This is a genomic window from Streptococcus sp. 1559 (assembly GCF_013276735.1).
Classification (GTDB): Bacteria; Bacillota; Bacilli; order Lactobacillales; family Streptococcaceae; genus Streptococcus; species Streptococcus pseudopneumoniae.
Window position 1 is genome coordinate 111,767 of sequence record NZ_VMLO01000029.1, and the last position, 18,953, is coordinate 130,719.

25 protein-coding genes are annotated in these 18,953 nt (G+C 39.5%); 13 read left to right on the top strand and 12 right to left on the bottom strand.

Annotation, left to right across the window (positions count from 1 at the left end):
* The first annotated feature begins 172 nt into the window (after positions 1-172).
* From murA to radC, 6 genes are all read left to right on the top strand, one after another.
* Positions 173-1,432 (top strand): UDP-N-acetylglucosamine 1-carboxyvinyltransferase, encoded by a 1,260-nt coding sequence (gene murA / locus HT688_RS05200; protein ID WP_023940713.1) that lies wholly within the window; start codon positions 173-175, stop codon positions 1,430-1,432.
* Between the two features lie 15 nt (positions 1,433-1,447).
* Positions 1,448-1,999 (top strand): GNAT family N-acetyltransferase, encoded by a 552-nt coding sequence (locus HT688_RS05205; protein ID WP_001028719.1) that lies wholly within the window; start codon positions 1,448-1,450, stop codon positions 1,997-1,999.
* Positions 1,992-3,269 (top strand): CBS-HotDog domain-containing transcription factor SpxR, encoded by a 1,278-nt coding sequence (spxR, locus tag HT688_RS05210; protein WP_000033819.1) that lies wholly within the window; start codon positions 1,992-1,994, stop codon positions 3,267-3,269. The genes HT688_RS05205 and spxR overlap by 8 nt, the downstream gene beginning before the upstream one ends.
* 15 nt (positions 3,270-3,284) lie before the next feature.
* On the top strand, positions 3,285-4,145 hold the full coding sequence (locus HT688_RS05215; RefSeq protein ID WP_000631540.1) for a methionyl aminopeptidase: 861 nt from the start codon (positions 3,285-3,287) through the stop codon (positions 4,143-4,145).
* Between the two features lie 516 nt (positions 4,146-4,661).
* A complete protein-coding gene (gene pcrA / locus HT688_RS05220; protein ID WP_050222845.1) occupies positions 4,662-6,953 on the top strand; it encodes a DNA helicase PcrA in 2,292 nt (763 codons plus the stop codon).
* Between the two features lie 42 nt (positions 6,954-6,995).
* A complete protein-coding gene (gene radC, locus HT688_RS05225; protein ID WP_000286927.1) occupies positions 6,996-7,676 on the top strand; it encodes a RadC family protein in 681 nt (226 codons plus the stop codon).
* On the opposite strand, the gene HT688_RS05230 is transcribed toward radC, so the two are convergent.
* The 10 genes from HT688_RS05230 to HT688_RS05275 all read right to left on the bottom strand — a co-directional run bounded on the left by HT688_RS05230 (position 7,673) and on the right by HT688_RS05275 (position 15,766).
* The gene (locus tag HT688_RS05230; RefSeq protein WP_000743339.1) at positions 7,673-8,362 is read right to left on the bottom strand and encodes a gamma-glutamyl-gamma-aminobutyrate hydrolase family protein; all 690 of its coding nucleotides are present in this window, start codon (positions 8,360-8,362) and stop codon (positions 7,673-7,675) included. The two genes, radC and HT688_RS05230, sit on opposite strands and share 4 nt — an antisense overlap.
* A 17-nt stretch (positions 8,363-8,379) precedes the next feature.
* Positions 8,380-9,021 carry a redox-sensing transcriptional repressor Rex gene (locus HT688_RS05235; RefSeq protein ID WP_000653403.1) on the bottom strand — a complete coding sequence of 214 codons (642 nt, stop codon included), beginning with the start codon at positions 9,019-9,021 and terminating at the stop codon, positions 8,380-8,382.
* 82 nt (positions 9,022-9,103) lie between these two features.
* Positions 9,104-9,319 carry a DUF4649 family protein gene (locus HT688_RS05240; protein WP_000462493.1) on the bottom strand — a complete coding sequence of 72 codons (216 nt, stop codon included), beginning with the start codon at positions 9,317-9,319 and terminating at the stop codon, positions 9,104-9,106.
* Positions 9,320-9,326: 7 nt separating this feature from the next.
* A complete protein-coding gene (locus HT688_RS05245; protein WP_000863540.1) occupies positions 9,327-9,674 on the bottom strand; it encodes a DUF1831 domain-containing protein in 348 nt (115 codons plus the stop codon).
* A gap of 4 nt (positions 9,675-9,678) precedes the next feature.
* Positions 9,679-10,794, bottom strand: coding sequence for a cysteine desulfurase family protein (locus HT688_RS05250; RefSeq protein ID WP_172923620.1), 1,116 nt, complete (start codon positions 10,792-10,794; stop codon positions 9,679-9,681).
* 9 nt (positions 10,795-10,803) lie between these two features.
* The gene (locus HT688_RS05255; RefSeq protein ID WP_001283810.1) at positions 10,804-11,763 is read right to left on the bottom strand and encodes a ribose-phosphate diphosphokinase; all 960 of its coding nucleotides are present in this window, start codon (positions 11,761-11,763) and stop codon (positions 10,804-10,806) included.
* A 112-nt stretch (positions 11,764-11,875) separates the two neighbouring features.
* A complete protein-coding gene (locus tag HT688_RS05260; RefSeq protein ID WP_000681273.1) occupies positions 11,876-12,445 on the bottom strand; it encodes a CYTH domain-containing protein in 570 nt (189 codons plus the stop codon).
* A gap of 132 nt (positions 12,446-12,577) precedes the next feature.
* Positions 12,578-13,723 carry a site-specific integrase gene (locus HT688_RS05265; RefSeq protein ID WP_172923621.1) on the bottom strand — a complete coding sequence of 382 codons (1,146 nt, stop codon included), beginning with the start codon at positions 13,721-13,723 and terminating at the stop codon, positions 12,578-12,580.
* 343 nt (positions 13,724-14,066) lie between these two features.
* The gene (locus tag HT688_RS05270) at positions 14,067-14,957 is read right to left on the bottom strand and encodes an Abi family protein (RefSeq protein WP_172923622.1); all 891 of its coding nucleotides are present in this window, start codon (positions 14,955-14,957) and stop codon (positions 14,067-14,069) included.
* Positions 14,954-15,766 carry an XRE family transcriptional regulator gene (locus HT688_RS05275; RefSeq protein WP_172923623.1) on the bottom strand — a complete coding sequence of 271 codons (813 nt, stop codon included), beginning with the start codon at positions 15,764-15,766 and terminating at the stop codon, positions 14,954-14,956. The genes HT688_RS05270 and HT688_RS05275 overlap by 4 nt, the downstream gene beginning before the upstream one ends.
* Positions 15,767-15,946: 180 nt before the next feature.
* Between HT688_RS05275 and HT688_RS05280 the strand changes: the two genes are divergently transcribed.
* From HT688_RS05280 to HT688_RS05300, 5 genes are all read left to right on the top strand, one after another.
* A complete protein-coding gene (locus tag HT688_RS05280; protein WP_014017253.1) occupies positions 15,947-16,093 on the top strand; it encodes a hypothetical protein in 147 nt (48 codons plus the stop codon).
* Between the two features lie 197 nt (positions 16,094-16,290).
* On the top strand, positions 16,291-16,491 hold the full coding sequence (locus HT688_RS05285; protein WP_050365350.1) for a helix-turn-helix transcriptional regulator: 201 nt from the start codon (positions 16,291-16,293) through the stop codon (positions 16,489-16,491).
* 150 nt (positions 16,492-16,641) lie between these two features.
* Complete coding sequence (locus HT688_RS05290) at positions 16,642-16,827, top strand: helix-turn-helix domain-containing protein (protein WP_000274132.1); 186 nt, start codon at positions 16,642-16,644, stop codon at positions 16,825-16,827.
* Between the two features lie 11 nt (positions 16,828-16,838).
* Positions 16,839-17,036, top strand: coding sequence for a hypothetical protein (locus tag HT688_RS05295; RefSeq protein ID WP_001057655.1), 198 nt, complete (start codon positions 16,839-16,841; stop codon positions 17,034-17,036).
* Between the two features lie 11 nt (positions 17,037-17,047).
* The gene (locus HT688_RS05300) at positions 17,048-17,188 is read left to right on the top strand and encodes a hypothetical protein (RefSeq protein WP_000993373.1); all 141 of its coding nucleotides are present in this window, start codon (positions 17,048-17,050) and stop codon (positions 17,186-17,188) included.
* A gap of 25 nt (positions 17,189-17,213) precedes the next feature.
* Here HT688_RS05300 and HT688_RS05305 read toward each other — a convergent pair whose 3' ends face one another.
* Positions 17,214-17,744: a DUF8453 domain-containing protein gene (locus tag HT688_RS05305; RefSeq protein ID WP_001135683.1), complete on the bottom strand. Its 531-nt coding sequence runs from the start codon at positions 17,742-17,744 to the stop codon at positions 17,214-17,216.
* 63 nt (positions 17,745-17,807) lie between these two features.
* Between HT688_RS05305 and HT688_RS05310 the strand changes: the two genes are divergently transcribed.
* Complete coding sequence (locus HT688_RS05310; RefSeq protein ID WP_172923624.1) at positions 17,808-17,960, top strand: hypothetical protein; 153 nt, start codon at positions 17,808-17,810, stop codon at positions 17,958-17,960.
* On the opposite strand, the gene HT688_RS05315 is transcribed toward HT688_RS05310, so the two are convergent.
* The gene (locus HT688_RS05315) at positions 17,961-18,155 is read right to left on the bottom strand and encodes a hypothetical protein (RefSeq protein ID WP_001058504.1); all 195 of its coding nucleotides are present in this window, start codon (positions 18,153-18,155) and stop codon (positions 17,961-17,963) included.
* A 118-nt stretch (positions 18,156-18,273) separates the two neighbouring features.
* Between HT688_RS05315 and HT688_RS05320 the strand changes: the two genes are divergently transcribed.
* Positions 18,274-18,953 (top strand): ORF6C domain-containing protein (locus tag HT688_RS05320; protein ID WP_172923625.1); only part of this gene is annotated, 680 nt, incomplete at its 3' end.

Genomic DNA, 18,953 nt, shown 5'->3' on the forward strand with positions numbered 1-18,953 from the left:
CCTGCGGCTAGCTTCCTAATCTGCTCTTTGGTTTTCATTGAGTATCAGTGACTAACTCATCAACTCTGATTTATCCAATAAAATTGAAAAGGATGGAAAAAAGGTTGCATTTATGATATAATTTATTTTAAAGACCTTATTAGAAATCTTGAGAGAGTATTGAAAACTTAGAATGAGAAAAATTGTTATCAATGGTGGATTACCACTACAAGGTGAAATCACTATTAGTGGTGCTAAAAATAGTGTTGTGGCCTTAATTCCGGCTATTATCTTGGCTGATGATGTGGTGACTTTGGATTGCGTTCCAGATATTTCGGATGTAGCCAGTCTTGTCGAAATTATGGAATTGATGGGAGCTACTGTTAAGCGTTATGACGATGTCTTGGAGATTGATCCAAGAGGTGTTCAAAATATTCCAATGCCTTATGGGAAAATCAATAGTCTTCGTGCATCTTATTATTTTTATGGAAGTCTTTTAGGTCGCTTTGGTGAAGCCACAGTTGGCTTGCCTGGAGGATGTGACCTTGGTCCTCGTCCGATTGACCTACACCTTAAGGCTTTTGAAGCTATGGGTGCCACTGTTAGCTACGAGGGAGATAACATGAAGTTATCTGCTAAAGATACAGGACTTCATGGTACAAGTATTTACATGGATACGGTTAGTGTAGGAGCAACGATTAATACGATGATTGCTGCGGTTAAAGCAAATGGTCGTACTATTATTGAAAATGCAGCCCGTGAACCTGAAATTATTGATGTAGCTACCCTCTTGAATAATATGGGTGCCCATATCCGTGGGGCAGGAACCAATATCATCATTATTGATGGTGTCGAAAGATTACATGGGACACGTCATCAGGTGATTCCAGACCGCATTGAAGCTGGAACATATATTTCCTTAGCTGCTGCAGTTGGTAAAGGAATTCGTATCAATAATGTTCTTTACGAACACCTAGAAGGATTTATTGCTAAGTTGGAAGAAATGGGAGTGAGAATGACTGTATCTGAAGACAGCATTTTTGTCGAGGAACAGTCTAATTTGAAAGCAATCAATATTAAGACGGCTCCTTACCCAAGCTTTGCAACTGATTTGCAACAACCGATTACCCCACTTTTACTAAGAGCGAATGGTCGTGGTACAATTGTCGATACGATTTACGAAAAACGTGTAAATCATGTTTTTGAACTAGTAAAGATGGATGCGAACATTTCGACAACAAATGGTCATATTTTGTACACGGGTGGACGTAGTTTACGTGGAGCCAGTGTTAAAGCAACTGACCTGAGAGCAGGTGCAGCTTTAGTTATTGCTGGTTTGATGGCCGAGGGACAAACTGAAATTATCAATGTCGAGTTTATCTTACGTGGTTATTCTGATATTATCGAAAAATTACGTAATCTAGGAGCGGATATTAGACTTGTTGAGTATTAAACCGTAGAGGTGTTTATGAATATTTGGACCAAATTAGCAATGTTTTCTTTTTTTGAAACGGATCGCTTGTATTTGCGTCCTTTCTTTTTTAGTGATAATCAGGACTTCCACGAGGTAGCTTCAAATCCAGAAAATCTTCAATTTATTTTCCCAACGCAGGCAAGTCTGGAAGAAAGTCAGTATGCACTTGCCAATTACTTTATGAAGTCCCCTTTGGGAGTGTGGGCAATTTGTGACCAGAAAAATCAACAAATGATTGGTTCTATTAAATTTGAGAAGTTAGATGAAATCAAAAAAGAAGCTGAGCTTGGCTATTTTTTGAGAAAAGATGCTTGGTCGCAAGGATTTATGACAGAGGTTGTTAGAAAAATTTGTCAGCTTTCTTTTGAAGAATTTGATTTAAAACAATTATCTATTATTACCCATCTCGAAAATGAAGCAAGTCAACGGGTTGCCCTTAAGTCTGGATTTCGATTGATTCGTCAGTTTAAAGGAAGTGATCGTTACACAAGAAAAATGCGGGATTATCTTGAATTTCGGTATGTAAAAGGAGAGTTCAATGAGTAAGCATCAGGAAATTCTAAGCTATTTGGAGGAATTACCAGTAGGTAAAAGAGTCAGTGTTCGTAGTATTTCCAATCATCTAGGAGTTAGTGATGGAACAGCCTATCGGGCTATTAAAGAAGCTGAAAACCGTGGAATTGTGGAGACCCGTCCTAGAAGTGGAACAATTCGTGTTAAATCCCAGAAAGTTGCTATAGAGAGATTAGCGTTTGCTGAAATTGCAGAGGTGACTTCTTCTGAGGTTCTGGCTGGGAAAGAAGGTTTAGAGAGAGAATTTAGTAAGTTCTCTATCGGTGCCATGACTGAACAAAACATCCTATCCTACCTTCATGATGGGGGACTCTTGATTGTCGGAGACCGGACCCGTATCCAATTACTAGCGCTGGAAAATGAAAATGCCGTTTTGGTTACAGGTGGTTTTCATGTTCATGATGATGTGCTTAAACTGGCAAATCAAAAAGGGATTCCTGTTCTAAGAAGCAAGCATGACACTTTCACTGTTGCGACTATGATCAATAAAGCCTTGTCAAATGTCCGAATCAAGACTGATATTTTGACAGTTGAGAAGCTTTATCGTCCAAGTCATGAGTATGGTTTTCTGAGAGAGACAGACACCGTTAAAGATTATTTGTACTTGGTACGCAAGAATCGTAGCAGTCGTTTTCCTGTTATCAATCAACATCAGGTTGTTGTTGGCATTGTAACCATGAGAGATGCTGGTGATAAGTCACCAAGTACCACAATTGACAAGGTCATGTCTCGTAGTTTATTTTTAGTTGGATTATCGACAAATATTGCCAATGTGAGTCAACGGATGATTGCTGAAGACTTTGAAATGGTACCGGTTGTTCGGAATAATCAAACCTTGCTTGGAGTTGTGACACGACGAGATGTCATGGAGAAGATGAGTCGTTCCCAAGTTTCTGCTCTACCAACTTTTTCTGAGCAGATTGGTCAAAAACTCGCTTATCACCATGATGAAGTCGTCATTACAGTGGAACCCTTTATGCTTGAGAAAAACGGTGTTTTGGCTAATGGTGTATTAGCGGAGATACTGACTCACATGACCCAAGATTTAGTTGTGAATAGTGGTCGCAATCTCATTATCGAGCAGATGCTCATCTACTTTTTGCAGGCTGTTCAGATAGATGATACACTGCGCATTCAAGCACGCATTATCCACCATACTAGACGGTCAGCTATTATTGATTACGATATTTATCATGGTCATCAGATTGTTTCAAAAGCAAATGTAACCGTTAAAATTAATTAGAAACTAGGAGAAAAAATGATAACATTAAAATCAGCTCGTGAAATCGAAGCTATGGATAAGGCCGGTGATTTTTTAGCAAGTATCCATATTGGCTTGCGTGATTTGATTAAGCCTGGCGTAGATATGTGGGAAGTTGAAGAATACGTTCGCCGTCGTTGTAAGGAAGAAAATTTCCTTCCGCTTCAGATTGGAGTTGACGGTGCCATGATGGACTATCCTTATGCTACCTGTTGCTCTCTTAATGATGAAGTAGCTCATGCTTTCCCTCGTCACTATATCTTGAAAGATGGTGATTTGCTCAAGGTTGACATGGTTTTGGGAGGTCCAATTGCTAAGTCTGATTTGAATGTCTCAAAATTAAACTTCAACAATGTTGAGCAAATGAAGAAATACACTCAGAGCTATTCTGGTGGTTTAGCAGACTCTTGTTGGGCTTATGCTGTAGGTACACCGTCCGAAGAAGTGAAAAACTTGATGGATGTAACTAAAGAAGCAATGTATAAGGGGATTGAGCAAGCTGTTATTGGGAACCGTATTGGTGATATTGGTGCAGCCATTCAAGAATACGCTGAAAGTCGTGGTTACGGTGTAGTGCGTGATTTGGTTGGTCATGGTGTTGGCCCAACCATGCACGAAGAACCAATGGTTCCTAACTATGGTATTGCTGGTCGTGGACTTCGTCTCCGTGAAGGAATGGTCTTGACTATTGAACCAATGATTAATACAGGTGACTGGGAAATCGATACAGATATGAAAACCGGTTGGGCGCATAAGACCATTGACGGTGGATTGTCATGTCAGTATGAACACCAATTTGTCATTACGAAAGATGGACCTGTTATCTTGACTAGCCAAGGTGAAGAAGGAACTTATTAATAAAAATTGAAAAGACTACTGGAAGTTTATTTTGATAAAAAATCCAGTAGATCTTTTCATAATAAAACGCATTGTATCAAGTGTTAGGGGCTGATATCATGCGTTTTTCTGACTTTAAGATTTTTTCCAACTCTGTTTGTAACCACATCATAACAGAGGGTCTAGGATTCAGGGCTCTCCTCCTATATACTATTAGTAAAGCAAAACTAGGGGAGAATATTTTAGTGTCGCAATCTATTGTTCCTGTAGAGGTTTTACGATATCGTTGTTTTGGTTTTAAAAAGAGAAATGGAATTCTGTTTAACGTTCGTATTGCCAATCTTAAATTTACCTTTTTTATATTGATGTATTGAGCTAGTTCATGAAAAAATTAAGTGAAAAAGTCGAGTGTTTTAGAAACCTACAGTGTAGTATTCTAGTTTCAATCCGCTATATTTTGCTACTCCCCGTAAAGTTTCTATTTTCCCTGATTTCTGATATAATAGAAATATTGACTTCAAGAGTAAGGAAGAGAAGATGAACGCATTATTAAATGGAATGAATGACCGTCAGGCTGAGGCGGTGCAAACGACAGAAGGTCCCTTGTTGATTATGGCGGGGGCTGGCTCTGGAAAGACCCGAGTTTTGACCCACCGTATCGCTTATTTAATCGATGAAAAGCTGGTCAATCCTTGGAATATCTTGGCTATTACCTTCACTAACAAGGCTGCGCGTGAGATGAAAGAGCGTGCTTATAGCCTTAATCCAGCTACTCAGGACTGTCTGATTGCGACCTTTCACTCCATGTGTGTGCGTATTCTGCGTCGCGATGCGGACCATATTGGTTACAATCGCAATTTTACTATTGTAGATCCAGGGGAGCAGCGAACTCTCATGAAACGCATTCTCAAGCAGTTGAACTTGGATCCTAAAAAATGGAATGAACGAACTATTTTGGGAACCATTTCCAATGCTAAGAATGATCTGATTGATGATGTAGCTTATGCTGCCCAAGCTGGCGATATGTATACGCAAATCGTGTCCCAGTGTTATACAGCTTATCAGAAAGAACTGCGTCAGTCGGAGTCGGTTGACTTTGATGATTTGATTATGCTGACCCTGCGTCTCTTTGATCAAAATCCTGATGTCTTGACCTACTATCAGCAGAAGTTTCAGTACATCCATGTTGATGAGTACCAAGATACCAACCACGCTCAGTATCAATTGGTCAAACTCTTGGCTTCACGCTTTAAAAATATCTGTGTGGTTGGGGATGCGGATCAGTCCATCTACGGTTGGCGTGGTGCTGATATGCAGAATATTTTGGATTTCGAGAAAGATTATCCCCAAGCCAAGGTTGTTTTGTTAGAAGAAAATTATCGCTCTACGAAGACTATTCTTCAAGCGGCCAACGAGGTCATTAAAAACAACAAAAACCGCCGTCCTAAGAATCTCTGGACCCAAAATGCTGATGGGGAACAAATCGTTTACTATCGTGCCAATGATGAACTAGATGAGGCTGTATTTGTAGCCAAAACCATCGATGAACTTGGTCGGAGTCAAAACTTCCTTCACAAGGATTTTGCAGTTCTCTATCGGACTAATGCGCAGTCCCGTACTATTGAGGAAGCCCTGCTCAAGTCAAACATTCCTTATACCATGGTTGGTGGAACCAAGTTCTACAGCCGTAAGGAAATCCGCGATATTATCGCTTATCTTAATCTTATTGCTAATTTGAGTGACAATATCAGTTTTGAGCGTATTATCAACGAACCAAAACGTGGAATTGGGCCAGGTACTGTTGAGAAAATTCGTGACTTTGCAAATATGCAAAACATGTCTATGCTAGATGCTTCAGCCAATATCATGTTGTCTGGTATCAAGGGTAAAGTAGCCCAATCTATCTGGGATTTTGCCAATATGATTCTGGATTTGCGGGAGCAACTGGACCAGTTAAGCATTACTGAGTTGGTTGAGGCCGTCCTAGAAAAAACAGGTTACGTCGATATTCTAAATGCTCAAGCGACTTTAGAAAGCAAGGCTCGGGTTGAAAATATTGAAGAGTTCCTTTCTGTGACGAAAAACTTTGATGACACCTCTGATGGGCCAGAAGAAGAAACTGGTTTGGATAAACTAAGTCGTTTCTTAAATGACTTGGCCTTGATTGCGGACACAGATTCAGGTAGTCAGGAGACATCAGAAGTGACCTTGATGACCCTGCATGCTGCCAAAGGTCTCGAGTTTCCAGTTGTCTTTTTGATTGGGATGGAAGAAAATGTCTTTCCACTTAGTCGTGCGGCTGAAGATCCAGATGAATTAGAAGAAGAGCGCCGTCTAGCCTATGTAGGTATCACGCGTGCAGAGAAAATCCTCTATCTAACAAATGCCAACTCGCGCCTGCTTTTTGGTCGTACCAACTACAACCGTCCCACTCGTTTTATTAACGAAATCAGCTCGGACTTACTTGAGTATCAAGGTCTGGCTCGTCCAGCAAATACAAGCTTTAAGGCATCTTATAGCAGTGGTGGGGTTGCCTTCGGTCAAGGTATGAGTCTTGCCCAGGCTCTTCAAGACCGTAAACGCAGTGCTGCCCCAAAATCTATCCAGTCAAGCGGTCTCCCATTTGGTCAATTTACAGCTGGAGCAAAATCAGCTTCTAGCGAGGCAAATTGGTCCATTGGTGACATTGCCCTCCACAAGAAGTGGGGAGAGGGAACTGTTGTGGAAGTTTCAGGTAGCGGTGCTACGCAGGAATTGAAAATCAATTTCCCAGAAGTAGGTTTGAAAAAACTTTTGGCTAGTGTGGCCCCAATTGAGAAAAAAATCTAATTTTTCATCCTTCTCACGAATAATAAAGTGAGGAGGATTTTTATGTACAGTATTTCATTCCAAGAAGATTCACTATTACCAAGAGAAAGACTGGCCAAGGAAGGAGTTGAAGCGCTCAGTAATCAAGAGTTGCTAGCTATTTTACTCAGGACAGGAACACGTCAAGCTAGCGTTTTTGAAATTGCCCAGAAAGTCTTGAGCAATCTTTCAAGCCTAACGGATTTGAAAAAAATGACCCTGCAGGAATTGCAGAGTCTGTCTGGTATCGGCCGTGTTAAGGCCATAGAATTACAAGCTATGATTGAACTGGGCCATCGTATTCACAAACACGAGACTCTTGAGATGGAAAGTATTCTCAGCAGTCAAAAGTTGGCCAAGAAGATGCAACAGGAATTGGGGGACAAAAAACAAGAGCACCTGGTGGCGCTCTATCTCAATACTCAAAATCAAATCATTCATCAACAGACCATTTTTATCGGTTCTGCAACTCGTAGTATCGCTGAGCCGCGAGAGATTCTTCACTATGCTATCAAGCATATGGCGACTTCACTCATCTTGGTCCACAATCACCCTTCGGGAGCGGTAGCGCCTAGCCGAAATGATGATCATGTCACTAAAATTGTTAAAGAAGCCTGCGACCTGATGGGGATTGTCCTCTTGGACCATTTGATTGTCTCACAATCTAGTTACTTTAGTTACCGTGAAAAGACAGATTTAATCTAAAGTTCATTAACAACATAGTCAAAGAGGTTTTTATCTTTGGGGCGATTTTCAAATAGAAATTCTGGGTGCCATTGGACACCGAGAAAGGCAACATCATCCGTACTCATGACAGCTTCAATAATACCATCTTTAGGATCATGAGCCGCAATCTTTAAATTTGGTGCTAAATCCTTGATACTCTGGTGATGGAAGGAGTTGATATGGGAGATTTCTCCATAGATTTCTCGGAGAACAGTATCAGGTTCTGTCACCAAGCGTTGAGTTGTGTACTCGGCAGAACAATTCTGCCAATGATCTTCGATATCTTGGTACAGAGTTCCGCCCATGGCAACGTTAAAAAGCTGAGTCCCACGACAGACGGAGAAAATAGGCTTTTTCTGTTTGATAGCTTCCTTGATGAGGGCTAGTTCGAATATATCTCTTTGAAGGTGGTAGTCATCGCTATCAATGGTTTTTGGTTCACCATAGAATTTTGGATCAACATTTTGCCCACCTGTCAAGATGAGCTTGTCAATCATACTGATATAGTGGCAGGCCATTTCTTGATCACCAATCGGTAGGATGATGGGAATCCCTCCAGCGTCTTTAACGCCTTCCACAAAGCCTTTTGCTGCGTAGCTCATCATGATGTCATCATCTGGATGAGTTTTTTCGTTTCCTGTTATCCCAATAACTGGTTTTTTCATAAAATGATTTTCGCTTTCTAATCCTCTTTTCGCATGAAGTAGAGGAGGGTTTGGAGTTCACTTGTCAAATCGACATACTGAACGACCACATCTTTTGGTAAATGCAGATGGACTGGTGAAAAACTAAGAATTCCTTTCACACCAGCATCTACCAAGAGATTAGCAACCTCTTGTGACTTAACACTGGGAACGGTCAGGATAGCAGTCTTGACATCGGCATCCTTGATTTTATCCTTGATTTGAGAAATTCCGTAAATGGGAATCCCGTCAGGAGTTTGGGTACCGACTTCAGGATGGTCATCCAGGTCAAATGCCATGATAATCTTCATCTTGTTACGCTCATGAAAGCGGTAGTGGAGAAGGGCATGGCCCATATTTCCAATACCAACCAGCATGACATTGGTAATAGAGTTATCATTGAGCAAATCGGCAAAAAATGTCATCAGTTTTTTGACATCATAGCCAAAACCACGACGACCAAGTTCACCAAAATAGGAAAAATCACGACGTACGGTCGCTGAATCAATACCGATAGCCTCTGCAATTTGTTTAGAGTTGGCACGTTCAATCTTTTCTGCATGAAATCTCTTAAAAATTCGATAGTAGAGAGAGAGTCTTTTCGCTGTAGCTTTTGGAATAGCAAACTGTTTATCTTTCACAAAATCACAACCTTTCTATTCTTCTATTTTATAGAAACATTGTGAAAAAATCAACAAAAACAAGAAAAAACTAAGAAAAATCTTAGTTTTGATGTAAAAAATCTGTATGTGATAGAAAACGGTAGAGGTCTCCGACCAGACCCTGATAAATTTTCTGGCTATTAAAAGTCAGAGAAGTTACATAAAGTGTATCTGGCAGGGTCACACATCCTGACAAAGCCAGCATGAGAGCTTCATAATCCTCATACTTGAGTGTACGCTCTACATGATAGCTGTCCTTATAGGTCAATTCAAACATATGGGACCTATCTTTCTGATTTTGTAAAGACACCACGTTCTACCAAGCTATCCATGAGGAAGTAGAATTTTTCCTGATGAATGTGGTGGTCTTCTGATTTGAAAATATCAACTAGACGAAGACCAAACTTGTCAGTGATATTGATTTTAGCCCCTGTAAGTTCCTTGTTAATGATGATTTTGAGTTGGAAGCCTTCACCGCTGTTTGGCACTTTTTCCAAAAGGCGAGTCAATTCATAGTTACCAACCTTAGTCTCAAAAAAGGTGTTATCTTTGAGGGTGAATTTTTTAACAGAAGGGCTAAGAGTGTAGTCGTAACGACAATTTTTTAACTGAATGGTTTTTTCAAATGCCATATGGCTAACCTCCGATAATTTCTTTTAAGGTTTTTGCGAGGGTTTGTAGGTCTTCAACAGTATTTTGTGGCGACAAACTGATACGAACGGATTCCTTCAAGCGTTCTGAATTTGCCCCGTACATGGCTTCAAGAACATGGCTGGATTGGACAATGCCTGCCGTACAGGCTGAGCCAGTAGAGATAGAAATTCCAGCCAAATCTAGCCGAAGGAGTAAAAGGTCATTTTTCTGATCAGGAAATCCAATATTGAGAACATAAGGGAGATGATGTTGTCCTCTATTCACGTAATACTGAATTCCTTCTAGCTCTGCAAGAAAGGCAGTTTCTAGATTTTGTACATGTTGGAAATGTTCTTCCTGTTTTTCTAGGTCTTCTTTTAGGGCTGCAACCATACCCACGATGGCAGCTAGATTTTCAGTTCCGGCTCGTTTTTTCTGTTCTTGGTCTCCGCCATGAAGATAGGAATCAAAATCCATGCTAGATGCGTAGAGAAAACCGATTCCCTTAGGACCATGGAACTTGTGGGCAGAAGCAGTGAGAAAATCAATGCCCAATTCTTCTAGGTGTATAGGGATTTTACCAATAGCCTGAACTGCATCGACATGATAGGCGGCTGGGTGTTGCTTGAGTATTTGGCCAATTTCAGCAATGGGCAGTAGGTTTCCAGTCTCATTATTGGCAAACATGGTAGAAACCAAAATCGTATCGTCACGTAAGGCCTCTTGAATTTGCTGGGCGGTGATTTCTTGATTTTCTGGCTGGATAATGGTTGCTTCAAACCCAAAGTGTTGAACCAAGTAATCAATTGTTTCAAGGACAGCATGGTGCTCAATAGCAGTTGTGATAATATGTTTTCTTTGTTCTTGGTGACGAAGGCAGTAACCAATGATAGCAGTATTGTTGCCTTCTGTCCCACCAGAAGTGAAAAAGATATGTTGAGGTTTTGTCCCCAGTAACTGAGCTAGCTCCTGACGGGCTTCTCGCAATAGTTTGCCAGCTTGACGACCATGAGCATGAATACTAGAAGGATTTCCATAGGTTTCTTGCATAACCTCGGTCATAGCTGAAATAGCAACTGCTGACATAGGAGTCGTTGCAGCATTGTCCAAATAAATCAAAGAATCACCTTATTTCTTTTTGTTGTAGGCAAAGAGTGGGCTGACTGGTTTTCTTTCGTGGATACGGACGATAGCATCACCAATTAACTCACTAGCAGTGATGTAGCATACGTTTTTAGGAGTTTTTTCTTTTGTTGCTACTGAATCAGTCACAAGAATTTCTTTAATATTAGTATTGTCAAGAAGTTCAGCAGCTCCTTCGACGAAGAGGCCGTGGCTAGAAACAGCATAAATTTCTGTAGCTCCTTCACGTTCAACGATTTTAGCAGCTTCAGAGAAGGTACGTCCTGTATTTAAAATATCATCAATCAAGATAGCTTTCTTACCTTCAACATCACCAATGATATAACCTTCGTTGCGAGTTGCATCGTCTTGAGGATAGTCGATAATGGCGATAGGAGCGTCAAGATATTCAGCCAAGCTACGCGCACGTTTGACACCTGAATTTTTAGGGCTAACGACAACAACATCTGAACCGAGTAGTCCCTTATCGCAGTAATGTTTTGCAAATAGGGGGACAGTGAAAAGATTATCCACTGGAATATCAAAGAAACCTTGAACCTGAACGGCATGCAAATCAAGAGTCAGGATACGATCAACCCCAGCCTTAACCAGCATATTGGCAACTAGTTTTGCTGTAAGTGGCTCACGAGGACAAGCAATGCGGTCTTGACGTGCATAGCCAAAATATGGAAGGACAACGTTGATACTGTGGGCACTTGCACGCACACAAGCGTCGACCATGATCAACAATTCCATTAGGTGGTTGTTGACAGGGAAACTTGTTGATTGGATGATGTAAACATCATAACCACGGACACTTTCTTCGATATTCACTTGGATTTCTCCGTCTGAAAATTGACGTGACGATAGTTTTCCAAGTGGGACACCAACAGCTTCAGCAATTTTCTGTGCAATCTCTTGGTTAGAGTTGAGTGCGAAAAGTTTCATGTTTTTTCTATCTGACATTATAGACCGTCCTCTGTAAACTTTTTAAATCCTAGTGATATTTATCTTACATATATGAACTAGAACCTGTGTATTTTTATCTTTTCTATTTTACCAAAAAATGGAGATTATTTCAGCTATTTTTCATGCTTTTGACAAATCGAACCAATTTTGAAGGAGCTTTTTGATAGGAAATCTGATTTTCCTCTAAAAATTGCTGGAAATCCTGTTTGCCTTGCTCATGATTTTCCACTTCAAGCTCTAATTCATAATCTGTCATATCAAAGTACTGACTTTCATCCAGTGCCATGAGGCCAATAGCTGTTTGCATTTCATAGCGAAGCGTTGTTAGACAACCAAGAACCTGCCATTCACTAGTTTGGATACCATGTTTCGCCAATTCATCCAATACTATCCCTTGAGGAAATTCTTTCTTGCTCAGATAGTTTTCAGCATCTTTTAGTTGCAATTTTTGGTTGTATTCCATGTTTCCAACACTCTGCGGGACTTTGAGTGTCAATTCTGCCCAGTCTTCAAAAGTTCGAATGCGCATAGCAACTTTCTTTTCTCGCAGCTCAAAATCAGGTGTGTCGATGTAGTAATTTTTTTGAAGAACAGGAGTGACACCTGTGAACTGGTCTTTTAGACGATCATACTCATCTTTTTTCAATAGTGTTTTCAATTCAATTTCTAAATGTTTCATTTTTCTTACCTTTTCTTTATCGTTGAAAGCGGATTATACCATAAATAGTACATAGCTTGCTAATCGTTTGAAATCAGTAGGTTTCTAGTGTGTTAACCAAAAGTGAATACGATATTGAATACGGCATGACTTTTAGCTGGAGCGGATGAAATCCATGAGTTGATTAACGACTTCAACACGTTGATTATCATTGATGTGGGTATACATATCAAGGGTGATTTGAACATTATTGTGACCGAGTCTATCTGAAATGATTTTCGCTGTAACACCAGCTTCAAATAGGAGAGAAGCGTGTGTATGTCTAAAGCCATGAGGTGTAATTTTTTTAAGCTCATTGTGTTTACAAAAGAATCTTCTAAGCTTCACTTTCATAGTTGCAGCCAAAAGCCATCCTCCCATATCATTCGTAAATATATAATTCGATTCACGTTTGTAAGGCACACCAGCCTGGAAATATTCTTTTATTTGCTGACGCTTCCAGAGTTTCAATACATTTAGAGTTTCATCATCTAAGGTGATCACTCTCTTACTCTTTTTGGTTTTAGGGTCCTGAACAGTTTGTTTTTTATTAACAACGACAGCTGTCCGAGAAATGCTTAATCGTTTATTTTCAAAGTCAACATCTGACCACATAAGCCCAAGAGCCTCACCACATCTCAAACCAGTAAAAGCTAGTAAGTGATAAAAGGTATACTCTACAGGCTTACAATCTACTCTGCAAACTTTAAGAAACTCCGTTAGCTCCTGCTTTGTATAGTAGTTCTCCTTGGCCTTTAAGGGCCTGTTTTTAGGCTTGATAATCTTGTCTAAGGGATTTGACTTAATGATGTCAATAGAAGTGGCATATTTGAAAATACGGCTGATGACAGAGTAGTAATTGGCATAGAGGATATAGCGATTACTTAACTTGATAGCAACCTTCTGACAATAAGCAACACTGATCTGCTGGATCTTCATATCTGTAAAATACAAGTCAATCATAACATCAAGTTTTTTCTTAACGTTCTGATATGTTGTTGGTTTTACAGTGCTTTTATAGCTATCAAGCCATAACTCAGCGACTTCAGCGAAAGTAGGGTTCTGGAAATCTTCATTGTTTGAAAAACCATTTTCTTCAACGTCTAAGAGAAGGTCACGTTCGGCAGCCTTTGCCTCCTTTATGGTTTTAAAACCACGTCGTGTTGTGCGTTTTTCTTTTCCAGTAGCAGGGTCTATGCCCAGATATGTTTGAAAGAGATATCTAGTCTCTCCTTTTTTTGTAATGTATTTTTTTATCATAAAAAGTCCTTTCTTTTCGATTGCTTGCCCGCATAGTTGAAAAGGTGTAGAACTTATGATAAACTATAGTTGTATTTTTTTATCATCCTTTCCATTGCTTGCTTGATGGAAAGTTAAATCCTCACACTCAAAGTTTGGCGATGGCGAGTGTGGGGATTTTTTTGAGTTGTTTCCAAAATGGAAACACTTACTGCCTTTGTAGAATATATTTTCTAAAAACAGTAAAAGCCGGCTAGGAACTAGTCGACTTTTTCTATGGTATGGATTCCCTTGTAAATGCACGCATTTATTATAGGGCGCTGAACTAAATCAGTCTTACACTATATCCATAGTATCAAATTATTTATAAGATGTCAACGATTTTTTTGAATACAACCATCATTTTTGTTAATTCCACATTTTTAGCATAAGCTGATTGATTCCTCTGGCAGCGCACTATAAAATTGTCTATAGCTTGTTTTTGGTAGTCTAGTACTGCAGGAGAGCAATAAGCTTTAGTCAATACTAGAAGTGAAATTAAATCGTTTACTTTCTTATAGTTTTTGTATTTGATTACATCGACTTGTTTTGCAAAAGTAGTAATAACAGCGTTAACGTTTGATAATTTATCATTCTTTTCAAACACATTAAGTAGTAAAACGCTATTATGGGCACAGGCATTTCTTATATGTCTAGCTCCATCACCTAATTCTGAAGCTTTTTTTAATGATTTACATCCGTGTTTTTGGTAGTAGAATGTTACGAATTTGATGAGACAACCATAGTCCATATGTTCTAGCAATGCCCAATATGGATAATCATGTTTTCTTTTATTAAACATAGCGTTTTGATAACGTGACTCTCTGAATTTCTTCTTTGTAAACTCGTAATATTTATTGTATTGCGAGTTTTTGAACTCAGTCAGAATGCTATATCCATCTTCTTGCGGATTATTGTTTATTTGGCGAGAAAGTTCAACCTTAATAAAATGTTCCACATCGATTGCTATGTTTAAAAGTATAGCTCTGATTTTCATATCAAGAGATGCAAGATCCTGTAAATACGAGAAATCTAAATCCACATATTTACCATCTTTCTTTTTAAAGTTTTTCCTAAAGGCAGCGAGTTTGTAGTAGTAGTTATTCTTATCAAAGAAAGTTATTGCTTGACCTATAGAAATGTTATTGAAGGTAACATCTTTAGAAGCTAGGTGATTGATAAGTTTTCTATTATTCCATTTTGGTTGACGACTCAATAGGTAGCACCTCCTCTATACACCCCGACTACTGCATAGATCTTGATGTGTGTGTCTTCGGCTGGTGGGAAGTCTAGGATGATGTCTTCGTACTTGTCATTGAGTGATACGAGGCGTAAGCGTCCGTTTTCGGTATAGATCTTTTTGAAGTAAGAACGGTCTCCGTATGCGATAACTGCCAAATCTCCGTTGTAGGTGGTCAGTCCTTTGTCTACTAAATAGAGAATGTCTCCGTCTTGGTAGTCAGGTTGCATGGAGTCTCCGCTTACCTTAGTCGCAATATCGTGGCGTGGTGGTTGCTCGTCAACCTCTATAGTCTCTCTATCTGTATCGTCGTAACCGAATCCATAGTTAAATCCAGAAGCTGCTGCCGTCTCAGATACAACCTCAACTTGATACAAGCTGATAACTTCCGATACTTCGTTTTTCTTCGTTTCTTCTTCGTTTTGCTCTGTGTACATCTCGCCGTTTGCGTCTTGACTCTTCAGAAGCTCCTCAGAAGTCCGTAGCACGATTTTTTTATTATCTGGGGTTAATTGTACCACCTTGTCCGTTATCTGCTGTGTGAGCAAATCTGGGGACGCTGTGGTATTTATATCTTTACCGTGTAGAATATAATCTGTTGTTGTGTTGAAAAGTTTTGCTAATTTCACTAATTTAGCACCAGTTGGCAAATTTTTTCCATTTTCCCATTTCGAGACCGTTGTATCTGATTTATACCCTAAGTAATCAGCTACTTCTGTTTGTTCTAAATTATTTGCTAAACGTAATTCTCTAATTCTATAAGATATTTCTTGTATGTTTTCCATTTGTTTTACCTCTTTTTCTCAACTATATTCTATAATATATTTGAGAAATTATCAAGTACAGTATAGAAAAAATCAAAAAAATTGAAAAAAACTCAAGTAAACTATTGACACTTGAGAAAAAATCAAGTATAATTAAATCATGGTTGAGGTAATCAACTAAATAAAACAAGGAGGAAAGACATGCTAAGTCGTAAGATGAAGCGGACAAAGAAATCCAGGCGACATAAAAAGCCTTGGAGCAATGAGTCCAAGGCAATCATCATCTCAGCATTGATACCAGCAATAGTTGAGATTATCAAATATCTCTTAGCTCTAGTTAAAGACTAAGGGAGAGGGGGAGGGGCGTAAGCCCCAAAACCCTATTTGATAATACGATTATAGCATGTCTTTTAGAAAAATGAAAGCAGAAGATAAAAAAATAGGACGCTGGAAATATAGGCTTGGTTGGTTGGTTGTTGCACTTATCTGGGCATTATTTATCTGGCATTGGTTCTTTTAGTGACTGCTAGAAAGGAGGTACTAAGTTGCCTAAACCAACAATAACAATAGCAGAAATTCGTGCAAAGAATGGGAAATTATCTCAAGAGGCATTTGGCGCAAGTATAGGCGTCAGCGCACAAACAGTTGGATCATGGGAAAAAGATATTTATAAAATTAAGCCAAAACATCTTTTAAAAATTTATGAGAAATATGGCGTAAGCTCCAAAGATTTACTAGGAGCTTAATTTTAAAAAAACAACTTGAGAAATTCTCATGTACATCTAACAAAAGTCAAAAAGGTCAAACTTTTTCAAAATCGATAGAATAATTCTATCAAAACTGTTGACAAGTACCAACAGTTTTGAAAAGACCTATTAGTAGAAAGGAAGAAGTCGATGTATGGAGCGAAAATGAGGGAGCTGAGAACGGCTCAAAAGCTGGGCTTGCGTGAGCTTGCCAAGCGAACCTTGATAGACTACACGACCTTGTCACGGATCGAGAACGACCTGAAGGCAGTGACGCTGTCGCAGGCGGTGGTCATCGCCAAGGCGCTAGGGTGTAGGGTAGAAGATATGTTGTAGGAGGAAATAGTATGAACAACGCAGCGCAAAAAGTAACACGGATTGACAGAGATGCTTGGGAGATTGCTACGGAGCTGGCGAACGAGTACGGCGTATCTATTTGTCACATCATCAGCGAGAGTGTCCGCTACTGTGCAGAGAATGCTGAATTTAAGGAGATGGACGTTGTCGTTAAACGGTTGGTAGTCGGCAGTAAGGTGCTGGAGTAGGAGGGGAAGAGATGAATGCAAATGTAAATGTATTTTATGAATTAACTTGTAAAGACTTGAACGAAGCGATTGACGCAAAAAATAAAATCATCGCCAATACACTTGACGATGAAACTGTTGAGATAAAAATTGAATTCTTACGTGATGTTTGAACTGTAAAATCGCTCGGAGATGGTTCTATCGTAGATCGCGTAATAGAGCCATGGTCGATTGTCTGATAGCTGTAGCTGGAGAATCGCTTTTATTGCTCTCGTTTACAGTGTAGAACATTGCAGATGCCAATGTAGCATCAAGTACAAACTTGTCTATATATTTGTGTTTCTTGCTATCGGAGTAAGTAATTGTCAGTGTAATTCGACCTTTATAATCTGGGTCTATTGATGATGTAAATTTTTGTCCTGGGGCAATCATATTTCCGATAAGTGAGTTGAAGCGGTGTACAGAATTCAATGGATCCAATTCGCCATCTATCTGAATATTATCTATATATGCTGGAGTTTGGCCAAAGTTTTTAAAAACAAAGGTACGTTGTTGATTTTTAACTGCATAGACATCTACATAAACATTAATATAAGGCTTTGCCATATCCTCTGTAGCTTTCTTTGTTTGCCAGAGTGAAATGGTATTAAAAACAAAACCGATAACTGCAATTATTACTGTGATATAGAGTGTCCAAATCTGGACATTATCATTGGTGATTTGTGGCATTAGATCACTTCCTTTCTGCTTTTATTATAGCAAAAAGGAGAGAAAAATAGAAAGGAAAGAGATATGGCAAATAAGGAATTTAAAAATAGTTACATCGATAGAAAAAAATTAAGTAGTAGTCTTAAAACACTGATGACTCAGCAAGCTATTGAAAGAGCAGAGCTTGCTGAGTCTCAGCGTAAGGAATTTGAAAAATTTCTCAAGGACCTGCTTTAATTACTTAGAGCCACGTCGCCATTGCTCGTCAAGCATGTCCGCTTGTTGATCGAGTAGTACATTGACAGTATCAATTACTTGAAAAGTGACATCATCTACTTTTTCGTGATTATCAGATAATGTCGCAATGAGTAATTTAATCTTGTCTTGCCCTAAGTCAACCATCACATCGAATGGATTTTGTTCATTATTCATTACATCACCCCCTTTCTGCTTTTATTATAGCAAAAAGGGGAGAAGAATAGGAAGGAAAGAGATATGAGCAACCTATCAAAAAATTTACTACCAAATACCGAATTTAGAAAGGAACTTTATGAACGAAATTTTTAATTTTCACGGGCAGGAAGTCCGTACTTTGACAATTGATGACGAGCCGTGGTTCGTTGGGAAAGATGTTGCAGACATCCTAGGATATAGCAAGGCTAGAAATGCGATTGCTCTTCACGTTGATGAAGAGGACGCCCTAAAACAGGGCATCCCTACTAGTGGTGGAACACAGGATATGTTGATCATCAACGAATCTGGTCTCTACTCTCTCATCCTATCCAGCAAGTTGCCTCAAGCTAAGGAGTTCAAGCGCTGGGTGACATCAGAGGTCTTGCCAGCTATTCGTAAGCAGGGCGGTTTTATCCGTGAGGACTTGGACGAGGATGCTTTTATCGCTCTCTTCACTGGCCAGAAGAAATTGCGTGAGCAACAGACTAGCATGTTGGAAGATATCGACTACCTCAAGAGTGAGCAACCGATTCATCCAAGCTATGCTCAATCGCTCCTGAAGAAGCGTAAGGCTAGGGTTGTGGCTTGCCTGGGTGGCATTGATAGCCCAGCTTATGCGGATAAGATTTTTGCTCAGTCGGTATTTAGACAAGCTGAGATTGACTTTAAAGACCACTTCAACATTAGTCGCTATGACTTGCTACCCAAGAAGCATGCGGATGCCGCTCTAGCTTACTGGATGACGTGGGAGCCAAGCACCAATACCAAGATGAAAAT